Here is a 15,122-nt window from a genome sequence, read left to right on the forward strand (position 1 = left end):
ACCCGATGCGTCCTCTGCTCCGCCTGTCCGCCGGCCTGCTGGCTGCCCTGCTCCTGTCGCTGCCGGCGCTCGCCGCCGACCGCGCCATCATCATCCTCGACGCCTCGGGCTCGATGTGGGCGCAGATCAACGGCAAGTCGCGCATCGAGATCGCCCGCGATACGCTCAAGCAGGTGCTGAGCGGCGTGCCCGACAGCCTCGAGCTCGGCTTCATGGCCTATGGCCATCGCAGCAAGGGCGACTGCAACGACATCGAGACGCTGGTCGAGCCGGCGATCGGCACCGCCGGCGCCATCGCCGCGTCCGCCATGGCGCTCAACCCCAAGGGCAAGACGCCGCTCTCGGCCGCTGTGAAGCTCGCCGCCGAAGAGCTCAGATACACCGAGGACAAGGCGACGGTGATCCTCATCACCGACGGCATCGAGACCTGCGACGCCGACCCCTGCGCGCTCGCCAGCGCACTCGCCAAGGACGGCGTCGACTTCAAGGTCGACGTGGTCGGCCTCGCCCTCAGCAAGGAAGAGGGCGAGCAGGTGCGCTGCCTCGCCGACAACACCAACGGCAAATATCTGTCCGCCGACGACGCCGACGGCCTCAAGGACGCGCTGACCGACATGGTCAGCGACGTGGTCGAGACCGCCCCGCCGCCGCCCTCGTCCGAGGAGCCGGCCAACCCGTCGGTCAACTTCAAGCCCACCGCCGTGCTGAGCGAGGCGGGCGACCGCGTGCCCAACGACGCCAACGTCATCTGGGAGTTCCACAAGAAGGCCGCCGACGGCTCGGCCGGCGACTGGGTGCGCACCGAATACGGCGCTACCTATTCGGGCAGCATCCAGCCGGGCGACTACATCCTCGACGTCAAGCTCGACTACGCCCATGTCGCGGTGCCGCTGACGATTGCCGCCGATGCCGTGGCCGATCCGGAAATCGACCTCGAGGCCGGCTACATCGACCTCAGCCCGCGCATCGCCGAGGGCGCCGACATCGACGGCAACGCCGCCGTTGCGCTCGAGTTCGCCGATGGCAACAGCACCACCTTCTACGGCGAGGCCAAGGGCTTCGTGCCCGCCGGCGACGTCAAGGTGAAGGTCACCATGGGCGCCGCCACGCTCACAGACACGATCGCCGTCAAGGCCGGCGAGAACGTCACCAGGGATCTGGTGCTCGGCGCCGGCCATGCCGACATCACCGCCGTCTTCGCCGAGGGCCAGCCGGTCAACGACAGCGTGCTGTTCGTCGAGATCTTCGAGGCCAAAAAGGACATCCAGGGCAGGCGCAACAGCGTCGCCAACGGCTACGGGCCGACCATCTCCACCGACCTGCCGCCCGGCGACTACGTGGTGCAGGCCACCTACGACGCCGTCAAGGTCGAGCAGCCGCTCACCATCAAGGCGGGCGAGGCGAGCGATCTGGTGATCGACCTCAACGCCGGCGCCCTCGCCGTCTCGGCCCCCAATGCCGACTACGTCGAAGTGTTCTCTGCCAAAAAGGACATCCAGGGCCACCGCCTCTCCTTCGGCGGCAGCTACGACATGTCGGCCACCCGCACCCTGCCCGCCGGCGACTACCACGTGGTGGTCACCATGAAGGACACCTCCACCAGGGAAGCCGACACCACCATCAAGGTCGGCGAACGCACCGAGCTGACGGTCAAGTAGAACGACACTCTCAGTCGGGACTCCTCTCCCGTTTACGGGGGAGGGGGACCGGCGAAGCCGGTGAGGGGTGCGATTCCGAACCTTGCGCGCTGTCGCCGCATCGCCCGCAGGCGCCGACTAGACTCTCATTCCACGAGCCCATAGCTGCGTGCCAGCCGCGTTGCGATCTCGACCATCCGCGTCCGCAGCGTCTCCGGCGCCAGCACTTCCACCTCGGCGCCGACGCGGGTCATTTCGCGGCTGGCCCAGCGCTCTTCTTCCACCGGCACGTCGAGCGCGGCCCAGCCGTCGGCGTCGAAGGCCAGCGCCTGCGCCTCGATCGCGTCCTTGACGCGCTGGCTGATGTCCTTGAGGCGGGAGACGCCGATGCGCGTCGCCCGCACCCGCGCCACCCCCACATACACTTCGCGCTCGAACGCGGCGGTGCTCTCCTGCCAGTGCCGCGGCAGGTCGAACTCCGCCGGCCGCTCGAACTGCTCGTCGGTGAGGGTGAGCGCCTGGATCTGGCTCAGCCGGTAGGTGCGCATGCCGCTCTCGCGCCGGCCGACCAGGTACCAGACGCCGCCCTTGAGCACGAGGCCGAGCGGCTCGACCAGCCGCTCGCTCACCTGCGTCCAGCTGTCATAGGTGATCAGGATGCGCCGCTCGGTCCACACCGCCTCGGCCACGGCCTTGAGGAATTCGGGGCGCGGCCCGGTCGAGAACCAGCCCTTGGGGTCGAGATGGAAGCGCGACGACATGCGCGTCGCCTCGCTCTGCCAGTCGGCCGGCAGCGCCGCCAGGAGTTTCAGCTCCGCCGCCGCCACCTCGTCGCCGAGCCCCAGCTCGCTCGCCGGCCCCGGCAGGCCGGAGAGGAACAGCGCCCGCGCCTCCGGCGCCGTCAGTCCGGTCAGCCGCGTGCGCCAGCCGTCGAGCAGCGCGAAGCCGCCATTGCGCCCGATATCGGCATAGACCGGCACGCCGGCGGCGCTCAGCTGGTCGATGTCGCGATAAATGGTGCGCACCGACACTTCGAGCTCGTCGGCCAGCGCCTCGGCGCTCATCCGGCCCCGCGCCTGCAGCAGCATCATGATCGACAGCAGCCGGCTCGCGCGCATCTTTTCGGAGGTCCTCGCCAAAGGCTGACATTCGGTGTCAGGGATCGAGTCGTATCGTCTTTTTCCAACGCGGGAAAGAGCGAGGAGAGCGTCCCATGACCTACCAATGGCTGAACCAGAGCGCGGCCTGCCCGGTGGTGGAGTTCCACGACATCCGGACCGAAAAGTTCCGGTCCGACAAGTATTTGTCGCTGCTCGAAACGCGGCTGACGGCGCCTTTGGTGGCCGCCGGCGGGGTGGCGCTCGGCCACTTCCGGGTGGAGGACCATCCCGACCGCCTGCTGCTCCTGCGCGGCTTCGCCTCGATGCCGGCCCGCCGCCGGGCGCTGACCGCCTTCCACGCCGGCGCCGACTGGGCCGCGCACCGGCGCGAATCGGCCGACCTGCTGCACAATGAGCAGGTGCTGCTGACCCGCACCATCGTGCCCGCCGACGGCATCCGCCCCAGCCGTCCCGGCGAGCGTTGGGCGGTGATGATCTCGGAGGTCCGCTTCCCCGAGCAGATCGGCAATTATCAGCTCTGGCTCCGGCTGCTGCTGCGCAAGGCCGGGCTCGATCCGGTGGCGGCGTTCGCCACGCTCGAGGCGGTCAACGACGTGCCGGCGGTGCCGGTGGTCAAGAATCGCTCGCAGCACATCGTGCTGCTGCGCCGCTCCGGCGGCGTGCCGGAGCTGCCGCCCGAGCTGCGCGGCATGCTGCGCTATCCGCCGGAAATCCTGGGGCTCGAGCCGGCCCTGTCGCTGGTCTGGTGACAAACGGGACGGGCTTGATCATTATGCCCGTCCCATGAACGGCGGCGGGGAAACTGGGTGAGCGACGAAGCCAATCTCGACGCCTATCTCAAGCGAATCAATTATGCGGGGTCGATCGCGCCCACGCTCGAGACGCTCGAGACGGTGCACCGGCTGCATCCGGCGGTGATCCCGTTCGAGAACCTCAACCCGCTGATGGAGCTGCCGGTGCGGCTGCAGCTCAGCGACCTCGAACAGAAGCTGCTGATCGAGCGCCGCGGCGGCTACTGCCTCGAGCACAATCTGCTGCTCAAGGCCGTGCTCGAGGCGATGGACTTCAAGGTGACGGCGCTCGGCGCCGGCGTGCTGTGGGGCCAGCCGCCCGGCCACGAGCCCAGGGACCTGACCCATATGCTCCTGCTGGTCGATGTCGGCGGCGCCCCCTACATCGCCGATGTCGGTTTCGGCGGGCAGACGCCGACCCTGCCGCTGCGCCTGCGCGCCGATGTCGAGCAGGGGCCGGCCGGCGAGCGCTACCGGCTGAGCGGCGGCCACCCGAAATGGCGGCTCGACAGCGAGATCGCCGGCGAATGGATGCCGCTCTACGAATTCACCCTCGCCGAGCGCAGCCTCGACGACTACATCGCCATGAACGACGTCACCATGGGCCTGTTCCGCGACGACCTCGTCGCCTCGCGTATCGAGGGCGGCCGGCGCTACGCGCTGCGCAACACCCGCCTCAACATCCACGAGAACGGCGCCACCGAAACCCGCACCCTCGGCAGCCTGCTCGAGCTGCGCGACGCGCTGACCAATGTGTTCGGCATCCAATTGCCCGAGACCGACCGGCTCGACCCGGCGCTCGAAAAGGCCCTCCGCCCCGAGGCCGCCGCCTGATGTCCCCCGTTGTCGTCAATCCCGAGGCGGTCCGCGAATTCAAGGACCAGGCGGCGCTCGAGGCATGGTTCGCGCGGCACCACGCCAAGGCGCCCGAGCTCTGGCTCAAGCTGCACAAGAAGGCCTCGGGCCGGCCCTCGGTCAGCTACGCCGAAGCGCTAGACGTGGCGCTGTGCTGGGGCTGGATCGACGCCATCAAGAAATCCTTCGACGCCGACAGCTTCCTGCAGCGCTTCACGCCGCGCGGGCCCAGGAGCATCTGGTCGACGCGCAACCAGGAGCACGTGGCGCGGCTGCTCGAGGCCGGGCGCATGCAGCCCTCCGGCCAGGCCGAGATCGACCGCGCCAGGGCCGATGGCCGCTGGGAGCGCGCCTATGGCGGCTCGAAGACCATGGAGTTTCCGCCCGACCTGCTCGCCGCCATCGCGGCCGAGCCGGCGGCGCTGGCGCTGTTCGAAAAGCTGACGGCGCAGAACCGCTTCGCGCTCGCCTTCCGCGTCCACAATCTGAAGACCGAGGCCGGCCGCAAAAACAAGATCGCGGCGTTCGTCGCCATGCTGAAGCGCGGCGAAACCATCTACCCCAACGGCAAAGCCAAGTGACCCGCTACATAGCCTTCCTGCGCGGGGTGAATCTCGGCAAGCGCACGGTCAAGAGCGCCGAGCTCAAGGCGGCGTTCGAGGCCATGGGCTTTGCCAATGTGAAGACGCTGCTGGCGAGCGGCAACGTGCTGTTCGACGCGGGCAGCGCCCGCGGCCTCAAGCAGAAGATCGAGGCCGGGCTCGAGGCCCGCTTCGGCTTTCCGGTCGGCACCGTGCTGCGCCCTCTCGACGAGCTCACCGCGATGGTCGCCGCCGATCCGTTCAAGCGGCAGGAGGGCGAGGACGCCAAGCTGCACGTCCTGCTGTTCGACGCCCCGATCCCGTCGACGCTGGCGCCCACGGGCCTGCCCGGCGATTTCGACGTCGCCGCCGTCACCGCGCGCGAAATCTTCTGCATCTTCTACCGCAAGCCCGACGGCACCTATACCGGCAACTCCAATTTCGACCTGGAAAAGCGCCTGCCCAAGGGCACGCTGGTGACGATGCGCAACTGGAACACAATTCTGAAAGCTCTGGCATGATTACCGTACTCGGCTCCGTCAACCTCGACCTCATCGCGACGGTGAGCCGCATCCCGCATCCCGGCGAGACCGTGCCGGGCACGAGCTTTGCCACCGCCCCGGGCGGCAAGGGCGCCAACCAGGCGCTGGCCGCCGCCCGCGCCGGCGGCAAGGTCAAGCTGGTGAGCGCCGCCGGCAAGGACCGCATGGGCGACGAGGCGCTGGCGCTGCTCAGGCAGGGCGGCGTCGATCTGGGCGCCGTGCGCCGGCTCGATCTGCAGCAGGGCGTCGCCATGATCATGGTCGATGCCGCCGGCGAGAACATCATCGGCATCGTGCCCGGCACCAACGGCACGCTGACCCCCGAGGACGCCGACACCGCCGTCGCCGCGCTCACCGACCGCGACGTGCTGGTGGTGCAGCAGGAGATCCCGCAGGCCGCCACCATGCGGGCGCTGGGCGTCGCGCGCCTGCACGGCGCCACCACCATCCTCAACACCGCGCCGTTCCTCGACACCACCGCCGCGGTGGCCGGCACCGCCTCGATCGTGGTGGCCAACGAGACCGAATTCGCGCTGCTCTCGGGCGGCGAAATGGGCGATCTGCGCACCGCCATGAGCCTGTGGGCCCGCAGCCGCCGCCAGACCATCATCGTCACCTTGGGCCCCGACGGCGCCGTGGCCGCGACCCCCGACGACATCATCGCCGTGCCGGCGCTCCCCGTCGAGCCGGTCGACACCGTCGGCGCCGGCGACACCTTCGTCGGCTACCTCGCCGCCGGCCTCGATGCCGGCCTCGACCTCGCCGCCGCGATGCGCCGCGCCGCCATTGCCGCCAGCCTCGCCTGCCTCAAGCCCGGCGCCCAGCCCGCCATCCCCCTGCTCGCCGAAGTCGAGGCGGCGTCGGCCTGACCACCACCGCAAATAAAGCTTCGGTTGGCCGATCGATCCCCCTTGGGACCGATCGGCCAGAGCACGAATAAAGCTTCGTTGGCCGAAAGAAACCCGCAGAACCGGTGGTCGCCGCCCCCACCCCCGGCCCCTCCCCGCAAGGGGGAGGGGAGCCCGACTGCACCGTCGTGGTCGCGGCTCCATCGCCCCCCTCCCCCTTGCGGGGAGGGGACGGGGGTGGGGGCCACGCGCACCGTGTTTCCGGTGGACGACAAGGAAAGCCGGTGCGGTCGTGGGGGGCAGCGCACCCGACCGTGTGAAACCGCTAGTCCAGCCCGACTTCGGCCAACAGCCCCTTGGCCTTGGCGGTGTAATAATACCCGCTGGCGTAGTTGCGCACCGCCTGGTCGGAATTGCGTTCGCCCACCTTGTAGGCGCCGCTCAGATATTTGACGCCGTAGCGCAGGTTGGTGTCGGCATCGAGCAGCCCGGAGGCGGAGCCGCGATAGCCCATGGATTGCGCCGTGTCGTAGCGGATCTGCATCAGCCCCCAATAGGGGCCGTTGCGCGCCTTGGGGTTGTAGCCGCTCTCGCGCACGATGATGCGGCGGATCAGCGCCTCGGGCACGTCGTATTCCGCCGCATAGCGGGCGATCATCCCGTCCATGTTGCGCGGCCCCGCCGCCACCGGCGCCACCTCGGCCAGCGCCACCGGCGCGGCCGCCACGTGCCGTGCGCTCACCGCGCTGCGCAGGCCCGGGGGCAGCGCGCTGGCGCAGCCGCCAAGCAGCGCCGCGACGCTTCCCGCCAAGATCATCCGCCCCAGTGCTCGCAACCGCCGACGCCCGAATTGTTTCCGATGCCGCGCTTTTAGCATTTCGCGCCGTGCCGGCAAATCGCGACATTTGACGCGGCCGCCGCCTTCTCATCGGCCGGCGCAGATGCTTGAATGATCCGGGCTGGTCTGCAGGCGGGCAGGGGGATGGCCAAAGCGAAAAAGCCGCGGGGCGGGTGGGGCGACCGGCTGCGCTACGAGTTCGACAAGTCGATGGCGGCCGGCCCCGTCGCGCTGATCGGCTGGCTGGCGGTGATTTCGCTGGTCGTCATCGTGCTGGCGGCGGCGGTGATCGCGCTGCTGCGCCTCGCCCCCGACGGCGCCGCCCCGATGGGCTTCGGCGAGGCCGCCTGGGAAGCGCTGATGCGCACCCTCGATTCCGGCACCATGGGTGGCGACACCGGCTGGGGCTTCCGCGCCGTGATGCTGGCGGTGACGCTGGGCGGCATCTTCGTCGTCTCGGCGCTGATCGGCGTGCTCTCGAGCGGCCTCGAGGGCAAGCTCGACGAACTGCGCAAGGGCCGCTCCGACGTGCTCGAGACCGACCACACCATCATCCTCAACTGGTCGCCCTCGATCTTCGACATCGTCACCGAGCTCAGCATCGCCAACCAGAGCCGGCGCCGGCCGCGCATCGTCATCATGGCCGACCGCGACAAGGTGGCGATGGAGGACGAGCTGGCGCGGAAAGTGCCGAACCTCGGGAACACCCGCATCATCTGCCGTTCCGGCGACCCCACCGATCTCGCCGACCTGCAGATCGTCGGCCCGCAGGCCAGCCGCTCCATCATCGTGGTGTCGCCCGAGGGCGCCGCCGACCCCGACAGCCGCGTCGTCAAGACCGTGCTGGCGCTGGTCAACGACCCGGCGCGCCGCCCCGGCAAATACCGCATCGCCGCCGAGATCCGCGACGCGCGCAACGCCGATCTGGCGCGGATCGTCGGCGGCGACGAGGTGCAGCTGGTGCTCGCCGACGAGCTCATCGCCCGCATCGTCGTCCACTCCTCGCGCCAGTCGGGGCTGAGCGCCGTCTATTCCGAGCTGCTCGATTTCGACGGCTGCGAGATCTACACCGCCGAGCAGAAGCCGATCGAGGGCTCGAGCTTCGGCGACGCGCTGATGGCCTATGACGGGTGCACGCTGATCGGCCTGTGCGACGCCACCGGCCGCGTCCACCTCAACCCGCCGATGGAAACCCACATCCAACCCGGCATGCAGGCCATCCTCATCGCCGAGGACGACACCACCATCAAGGTCACCGCCAACCCGCCCAATGTCGACCACGCCGCCATCGGCCTCTACCGCCGCGAGGAGAAGGCGCCCGAGCGCACCCTGCTCCTGGGCTGGAACCGCCGCGGCTCGATGATCGCCTTCGAGCTCAGCCGCTACGTCGCCCCCGGCTCGGTGCTCACCATCGCCGCCGACACTCCCGAGCTGCAGCAGGACGTGCGCGCGCTGATGATCGCCGGCAGCAATCTGCAGGTCGAATACGGCATCGTCGACACCGCCAGCCGCGCCGCGCTCGAAAGCCTCGACATACCTTCCTATAACCACGTTCTGGTGCTCGGCTATTCCGACCATCTCGATGCCCAGGCCACCGATACCCGCACGCTGGTGACGCTGCTGCATCTGCGCAGGATCGCCGAGCAGGCCGGCAGCCGCATCAATGTGGTGAGCGAGATGGTCGACGTGCGCAACCGCGAGCTCGCCACCGTCACCCGCGCCGACGATTTCGTGGTCTCCAACAAGCTGGTCAGCCTGATGCTGGCGCAGGCCAGCGAGAACGAGAACATCGGCGCCATCTTCGCCGATCTGCTCGACGAGCAGGGCAGCGAAATCTACATGCGGCCGGCCGAAGCCTATCTCGAGCTCGGCCAGGACATGAGCTTCTACACCGTAACCGAGGCCTGCCGCCGCCGCGGCGAAGTCGCCCTCGGCTACGTCAAGCAGCCCGTCCCCGGCACCGCCGACCCCCGCAACATGGGCGGCGTCGTCGTCAACCCCAGGAAATCGCAAACGCAATCCTACCAGGCCGGCGACCGTATCATCGTTCTAGCGAGGGAGTAGGGCGGTCTCTCATCGCGTGCCCTCCACGAACCGCAGCACCGCCGCGCGCCATGCGGCGGCGTCGTCGAGGTCGGCGCAGTGGCCGCCCGCCGCCAGCGTCACCACCTCGACGCCGGCCAGCTCGTGCGCCAGCCGGCGGGTCGAGCCCATGGCCCAGCCCACCAGCCAGTCCTTGCGGCAGTCGAGCAGCAGGATCGGCGCGGTCGCGGCGCGCACGCCCGGGCTCAAATCGTAGCGCCCCACCGTCCCGGCGATGGCGGCGATCACGTCGGGGCGGGTGGCGAGGATGTGCGCCGCCACGTAGTCCGCCGTCGGCCGGTGCCGCGACACCAGGAGCGCCATCATCCGGGCGATCACCCGCCGCGGCAGCAGCAGGAAGCCGAGCCCCACCCAGGCCTGCGTGATGGCGCCGTGCAGCCCGATGCGGTACGCCGTTCCATAGGTGGTGAGGCTCAAAAAGCGGTGCGCCGGCAGCAGGCTGAGCCCGACGATGCCGCCCAGCGAATTGCCCACCCAATGCACCCGCTCCAGCCCGGCATCGGCCAGCATCGCCGCGGCGTCGGCACCGAATCGGGCCAGCGAGAAGCTGGCGCGCGACACCTGCGCCGGCACGCCCGAGCGGCCATGCCCGCGCAGATCCGGCGTCAGCACGCGATAGCCGCGCGCCGCGAACCAGGCGGCGCTGTCGCGGAACTGCGCGCCCTCCATGGTGAGGCCGTGGCACAGCACCAGCGGCACGCCGTCGCGCGGCCCGCTGTCGTCATAGACCAGCCGCACCCCGTCATCGCTGCTGAAGCTGCGCTCGCTCATGGCCGTCCCGCGCCTGCCGTGTCCGTCCGTTCATAAGGCGTTCATCGGGGCGCGGGCACAAGCCCCCGTTCATAAGAAGACCAGGAGACCACAATGAAACTCGCCCAGCTTTTTGCCCGCCGGAAATCCCCGGCCCCGCAGCGCCGCCGCGCGCCGTCCGCCGAGCTCGTCGGCCGCTGGACCACCCGCGACTGGGCCGATCTGCCGGTGCATCACCCCCGCGCCGACTAGCGCCGGACCCGCCTCACTCGCACAGCCGGGCCGTGCACGCCTTGCCGTGGCAGGCGAGGTCGAGATGCATGTTGTCCTGGTGGAAGCTGTCGGCATCGGGCGACAGCACCGTCATGAAATGCGTGCACGCCGCGTCGCGGGCGAAATGCAGGATGTCGCGGCCCTGCTCCGGCGTGCCGTTGAAGCCGGGCGCGATGCTGATCTTGCGCCCGTCGCTCAGCGCAAAGCCCATGATGTCGAGCGCGTCGGCGAAGGCGTGGAAGCTCAGATTGCCGCTCTTGGCGTGGTCGACATTGCGGCATTCGTAATTGGTGCTGACATTGATCGCCGCGAGGCGCGCCTTGTCGTGCGCGAACGCATAGCTGTCCACCTCCGCCACCCAGTCGGGCAGGGCGGTGGCCATGCCGCAATCGGTGGTGATCGTGGTGCTGAGCGGAATGGACCGGCCATTGGCGGCCACGGCGCTGATCGCCAGCGGCGATTGCAGCCCGCATTGCCCCTCATGGATCGGCGGCAGCGCCTTGCCCTCCACCTTGCCCTGCATCAGCGCCGGACATGCCACCTGGTAGTCGCGCGGCGGCTTGGGCGGTTCGCTCGAGCTGGCGGGCGGTTCGGCGCTGGAGCTGGATGACGGCTCCGCGCTGGAACCGGAGGACGGCTCGGCACCGGACGCGGCGGGCGAGGCCGGCGGCTCCGATGCCGCCTCCTCCATCTGCGACGGCCGCTCGCGCGGCAGCGGCACGGCCGCGGAGGCCGCCTGGGCGCTGGGCTCCGGCCGGACGCGGGGCAGGGGAACGGTGCCCGCCGCCACCGCCATGGCAGGCGGGGCCAGCAGCAGCGCAAGCAGCAAGACGCGGTTCAGCATGCCTTTGCAACGCAGCCGGGGCGGCTCGGGTTGCCGCAGGCGCTCCGGCAAACCGTCGATCATTGCGCGCCGCCGCGCAAGCCCCATTTTGCCGGGGGGTGGAACATCGATCCGGCTTTTCGCGGGCGCGCCGACGGGCTTATGCTGGGCCGGTCGGGGGGCAACCCGTCATCACGGAGCCAGTGCATGTTCGAGGAATTCAAGAAATTCGCCCTCAGGGGCAACGTCGTCGATCTCGCCGTCGGCGTCATCATCGGCGCCGCCTTCGGCGCCATCGTCACCTCGCTCGTCGGCGACATCATCATGCCGATCATCGGCGCGGTCACCGGCGGGCTCGACTTCTCCAACTACTACGTGCCCTTGTCGTCCAAGGTGCAGGCGGGCCTCGCCTATGCCGACGCCAAGAAGGAGGGCGCGGTGCTCGGCTACGGCAATTTCATCACCGTGGCCATCAACTTCCTCATCATCGCCTTCGTGCTGTTCCTCGTGATCCGCGGCATCAACATGATGACCAGCCGCATGAAGAAGGAGGAGGCCGCCGCGCCGCCGCCGCCGCCGGCCGAGGACGTGGTGCTGCTGGGCCAGATCCGCGACCAGCTCGCCTCGCTCAACAGCACCATGAAGAAGAGCTGAGCTCCAGCCGGAGCGGTTGCGCCACGCGCAGCAAAAAGGCCGCCGCCCACCCGGGCAGCGGCCTCTCTTGTTGTCGTGGCGTGCTTCAGGCGCCGTAGCGCACGCTGGCGCCCTGCGGCCGGGCCGCGGGCTTGCCCTGCGCCTTGCCCGCACTCTTGCGGCCGGGCGCGAACCGCGCCTTCGGCTTGCCGGCCGCCGGCTTGCCCGGGGCGTTGCCGTGCGCGCGGCGCTTGCCGCCTTCGGCGCGCCGCGCCCCCTCCGGCCGGCCCTGGCCGCGATGCGGCCGCGCCCCGGCGGGGCGTTCGCCCGCCGGCGCTTCGCCCGGCATCGGCTTCAGCTCGCCCGTCACCGGCAGGGTGCGGCGGATCAGCCGCTCCACCTCGCGCAGCTTCGCCCGCTCCTCGCCATTGACGAAGCTGATGGCGATGCCCGAGGCGCCGTTGCGCCCGGTGCGGCCGATGCGGTGCACGTAGTTCTCGGCGTCGTCCGGCAGCTCGTAATTGATCACATGGGTGATGTTGGGCACGTCGATGCCGCGCGCCGCGATGTCGGTGGCGACGAGGATGCGCGCCTGCCCCGAGGCGAACGCCTTGAGCGCCGCCTGCCGGGCATTCTGGCTCTTGTTGCCGTGGATGGCCGCGGCGTCGTGGCCGTCGATCTTCAGGTTCTTGGTCACCTTGTCGGCGCCGTGCTTGGTGCGCGAAAAGATGATGACACGCTCGAGCGCCGGGTCCTTGAGCAGCGTGTTGAGCTCGTCGCGCTTCTGCTTGGTGTGCGCGAGAATGACCTTCTGCTCGATCTTGACCACCGTGGTGGCCGGCGCCGAAGCCTCGACGCGCACCGGCTCCTTCAGCAGCCCGCTCGCCAGCTTGGCGATCTCGTCCGACATCGTCGCCGAGAACATCGCCGTCTGCCGGCGCGGCCCGATGGCGGCGGCGATCTGCTTGACGGCATGGATGAAGCCCATGTCGAGCATCCGGTCGGCCTCGTCGAGCACCAGCCAGCGCGTCTCGTTGAGGCGCAGCTTGCGGTCGTCGATCAGATCCTTGAGCCGGCCGGGGGTGGCGACGATCACGTCGACGCCGCGGGCGATCTTGTTGATCTGCGCCGAGCGCGACACGCCGCCCAGCACCAGCACGGTCGACAGTTTCTTCGGCCCGAGCGTGCGCAACACCTCGTCGATCTGCACCGCCAGCTCGCGCGTCGGCGCCAGGATCAGCGCCCGCGTCGTCAGCGGGTTGGCGCGGCCGCTCAGCGTGCTGAGCCCGGCGAGGATCGGCAGCCCGAAGGCCGCGGTCTTGCCCGAGCCGGTCTGCGCGATGCCGATGATGTCGCGGCCCTCGAGCTGCGGCCCGATGGCCTTGAGCTGGATCGCGGTGGGGGTGGCGAACCCGGCGGCATCGAGCGCGCTCAGCAGCGGCGCCGGCAGGCCGAGGTCGGAAAAAGTCTTGGTCACGTAAAATCTCATGTTTGGCCGGCGCGCCAGCCAATCGGCGCGCACGGCAGGAGGCCCGCGCTCTCGGCGGGCGTTGCATCAAGCAATGGCGACAGGAAGTGCCGCGGTTGCGTTTCCCACCCGGAACCCTGCGCGTTTCCGCGCTTCCGGGGGACTTCGCCGCTCACCGCATTGGCCGATAAGAAGAGAAGCCGGTCGCCCTGTGCTGCAGGCGAACCTGCGGGCGACGCTGGCTTATATGGGCAGAACCGCCCCGAACGCAAGCGCCGGGGTTGCATGGCGCCCATGAACGCCGATCCGGAGCGCGCCGCCCCCACCCCATCCCCTCCCCGCAAACGGGGGAGGGGGGGCCTGACTGGGACGTCAGAGAATGCGGTCCCATCGCCCCCCTCCCCCCTGCGGGGAGGGGCCGGGGGTGGGGGCAACACACACCAGATTTCGTGAAGCGTTTGTCCCGCAGGACAGATCATCGACAGGCCGGGCCGGGGGCTCTAGCTTGCGCCCATAACCGCGCCAAAGGACCATGATCATGGCCGAAACGCCCCGCAACTGGGCCGGAAACATCGCCTACGCCACCACCGACATCCGGATGCCGCGCCACCGCGCCGAATTGCAGGACCTGGTTAAGCATGCGGGAAAATTGCGCGCCCTGGGCTCGCGCCATTCCTTCAACCGCATCGCCGACAGCGACCACGCCATCGTCTCGCTCAAGGGCTTCGAGCGGCTCTACCGCCTCGACCCCGCCGCCCGCACCGTCACCGTCGACGGCGGCGCGACCTATGGCGATCTCTGCCCGCGCCTCGATGCCGACGGTTTCGCCCTCGCCAACCTCGCCTCGCTGCCGCACATCTCGATCGTCGGCGCCGTCGCCACCGCCACGCACGGCTCGGGCAATCTCAACCGCAACCTCGCTGCCGCCGTCGCCGCCCTCGAGCTGGTCACCGCCGGCGGCGACATCGTCACGCTGCGCCGCGGCGATGCCGATTTCGCCGGCGCCGTGGTCGGGCTCGGTGCCCTGGGCATCGTCACCGCCATCACCCTCGACGTGGTGCCGCGCTTCGAGGTGCGCCAGAACGTCTATGTCGATCTGCCCTTTGCCGCCTATGTCGACAATTTCGACGCCATCACCGGCAGCGCCTATTCGGTCAGCGCCTTCACCCATTGGCGCGGCGACAGCATCGCCCATGTCTGGCTGAAGAGCCTCGCCGACGCGCCGCCGCGCCCCGGCGAGCTGTTCGGCGCCCGCCCGGCCGACCGCCCCTACCACCCGATCGAAACGCTCGATCCGGCGCCCGCCACCGAACAGCTCGGCGTGCCCGGCCCGTGGTACCTGCGGCTGCCGCACTTCCGCATCGAGTTCAGCCCCTCGGCCGGCGCCGAGCTGCAATCGGAATATTTCGTGCCGCGCCGCGATGGCCCCGCCGCGCTCCGCGCCCTGCACGCCGTGCAGGAGCGCTTCGCCGCGCCGCTGATGGTCTCGGAGCTGCGCACCGTCGCCGCCGACGAGCTGTGGCTGAGCTCGGCCCAGGGCCAGGATTGCCTTGCCTTCCACTTCACCTGGCAGCGCGACTGGCCCAGTGTGCAGCAGGTGCTGCCGGTCATCGAGCAGGCGCTCGCGCCCTTCGCCGTCCGCCCGCATTGGGGCAAGCTGTTCACGATGCATAAAGCCGACATCGCCGCCCGCTGGCCCAGGCTCGAGGCATTCAGGGAGCTGGCGCGGAAGTACGACCCCGAAGGCAAATTCCGCAACGCCTTCCTGACCGAAACCATATTCTAGATCAAATATATCGGTGCGCTTAGCTCCCTCCCCGCGATGGAGCCGCAGGCACAGATGGTGAAGTCAGGCCCCC

14 protein-coding genes and 1 pseudogene are annotated in these 15,122 nt (G+C 69.6%); 10 read left to right on the forward strand and 5 right to left on the reverse strand.

Going from position 1 to position 15,122, the window contains the following annotated elements:
* The first annotated feature begins 5 nt into the window (after window positions 1-5).
* Window positions 6-1,658: a VWA domain-containing protein gene (locus BGO82_RS18830; RefSeq protein ID WP_291307165.1), complete on the forward strand. Its 1,653-nt coding sequence runs from the start codon at window positions 6-8 to the stop codon at window positions 1,656-1,658.
* 125 nt (window positions 1,659-1,783) lie between these two features.
* On the opposite strand, the gene BGO82_RS18835 is transcribed toward BGO82_RS18830, so the two are convergent.
* Window positions 1,784-2,755 carry a YafY family protein gene (locus BGO82_RS18835; RefSeq protein WP_291307166.1) on the reverse strand — a complete coding sequence of 324 codons (972 nt, stop codon included), beginning with the start codon at window positions 2,753-2,755 and terminating at the stop codon, window positions 1,784-1,786.
* 95 nt (window positions 2,756-2,850) lie between these two features.
* Between BGO82_RS18835 and BGO82_RS18840 the strand changes: the two genes are divergently transcribed.
* The 5 genes from BGO82_RS18840 to BGO82_RS18860 are packed head-to-tail and all read left to right on the forward strand — an operon-like array spanning window position 2,851 to window position 6,396.
* Window positions 2,851-3,507 (forward strand): hypothetical protein, encoded by a 657-nt coding sequence (locus BGO82_RS18840; RefSeq protein WP_291307167.1) that lies wholly within the window; start codon window positions 2,851-2,853, stop codon window positions 3,505-3,507.
* A gap of 57 nt (window positions 3,508-3,564) precedes the next feature.
* Window positions 3,565-4,383: an arylamine N-acetyltransferase gene (locus BGO82_RS18845; RefSeq protein ID WP_291307168.1), complete on the forward strand. Its 819-nt coding sequence runs from the start codon at window positions 3,565-3,567 to the stop codon at window positions 4,381-4,383.
* Window positions 4,383-4,985, forward strand: a complete 603-nt coding sequence (locus BGO82_RS18850; RefSeq protein ID WP_291307169.1) for a YdeI/OmpD-associated family protein — start codon at window positions 4,383-4,385, stop codon at window positions 4,983-4,985. The genes BGO82_RS18845 and BGO82_RS18850 overlap by 1 nt, the downstream gene beginning before the upstream one ends.
* Entirely contained in the window at window positions 4,982-5,506 is a 525-nt protein-coding gene (locus BGO82_RS18855; protein WP_291307170.1) for a DUF1697 domain-containing protein, read from the forward strand. The genes BGO82_RS18850 and BGO82_RS18855 overlap by 4 nt, the downstream gene beginning before the upstream one ends.
* A complete protein-coding gene (locus BGO82_RS18860) occupies window positions 5,503-6,396 on the forward strand; it encodes a ribokinase (RefSeq protein WP_291307171.1) in 894 nt (297 codons plus the stop codon). Before BGO82_RS18855 ends, BGO82_RS18860 begins: the two co-directional genes overlap by 4 nt.
* Window positions 6,397-6,700: 304 nt before the next feature.
* On the opposite strand, the pseudogene BGO82_RS18865 reads toward BGO82_RS18860, so the two are convergent.
* Window positions 6,701-7,051, reverse strand: a pseudogene (locus tag BGO82_RS18865) (lytic transglycosylase domain-containing protein); the annotation flags it as partial.
* 306 nt (window positions 7,052-7,357) lie between these two features.
* On the opposite strand from BGO82_RS18865, the gene BGO82_RS18870 reads away from it, so the two are divergent.
* Window positions 7,358-9,277 carry a hypothetical protein gene (locus BGO82_RS18870; protein WP_291307172.1) on the forward strand — a complete coding sequence of 640 codons (1,920 nt, stop codon included), beginning with the start codon at window positions 7,358-7,360 and terminating at the stop codon, window positions 9,275-9,277.
* 9 nt (window positions 9,278-9,286) lie between these two features.
* Here BGO82_RS18870 and BGO82_RS18875 read toward each other — a convergent pair whose 3' ends face one another.
* Window positions 9,287-10,087 (reverse strand): alpha/beta hydrolase, encoded by an 801-nt coding sequence (locus tag BGO82_RS18875; protein ID WP_291307173.1) that lies wholly within the window; start codon window positions 10,085-10,087, stop codon window positions 9,287-9,289.
* A gap of 93 nt (window positions 10,088-10,180) precedes the next feature.
* Between BGO82_RS18875 and BGO82_RS18880 the strand changes: the two genes are divergently transcribed.
* Window positions 10,181-10,318: a hypothetical protein gene (locus BGO82_RS18880; RefSeq protein WP_291307174.1), complete on the forward strand. Its 138-nt coding sequence runs from the start codon at window positions 10,181-10,183 to the stop codon at window positions 10,316-10,318.
* Window positions 10,319-10,331: 13 nt separating this feature from the next.
* On the opposite strand, the gene BGO82_RS18885 is transcribed toward BGO82_RS18880, so the two are convergent.
* Window positions 10,332-11,183, reverse strand: a complete 852-nt coding sequence (locus BGO82_RS18885; protein WP_291307175.1) for an extensin family protein — start codon at window positions 11,181-11,183, stop codon at window positions 10,332-10,334.
* 186 nt (window positions 11,184-11,369) lie between these two features.
* On the opposite strand from BGO82_RS18885, the gene mscL reads away from it, so the two are divergent.
* Window positions 11,370-11,816 (forward strand): large conductance mechanosensitive channel protein MscL, encoded by a 447-nt coding sequence (mscL, locus tag BGO82_RS18890; RefSeq protein WP_291307176.1) that lies wholly within the window; start codon window positions 11,370-11,372, stop codon window positions 11,814-11,816.
* Window positions 11,817-11,901: 85 nt separating this feature from the next.
* Here the strand turns inward: mscL and BGO82_RS18895 are convergent, their stop codons facing one another.
* Window positions 11,902-13,272: a DEAD/DEAH box helicase gene (locus tag BGO82_RS18895; RefSeq protein WP_291307177.1), complete on the reverse strand. Its 1,371-nt coding sequence runs from the start codon at window positions 13,270-13,272 to the stop codon at window positions 11,902-11,904.
* A gap of 529 nt (window positions 13,273-13,801) precedes the next feature.
* Between BGO82_RS18895 and BGO82_RS18900 the strand changes: the two genes are divergently transcribed.
* The gene (locus tag BGO82_RS18900) at window positions 13,802-15,049 is read left to right on the forward strand and encodes a D-arabinono-1,4-lactone oxidase (RefSeq protein WP_291307178.1); all 1,248 of its coding nucleotides are present in this window, start codon (window positions 13,802-13,804) and stop codon (window positions 15,047-15,049) included.
* The last annotated feature ends 73 nt before the right edge of the window (window positions 15,050-15,122 follow it).

Origin of the sequence: Devosia sp. 67-54 (genome assembly GCF_001899075.1) — a bacterium.
Classification (GTDB): domain Bacteria; phylum Pseudomonadota; class Alphaproteobacteria; order Rhizobiales; family Devosiaceae; genus Devosia_A.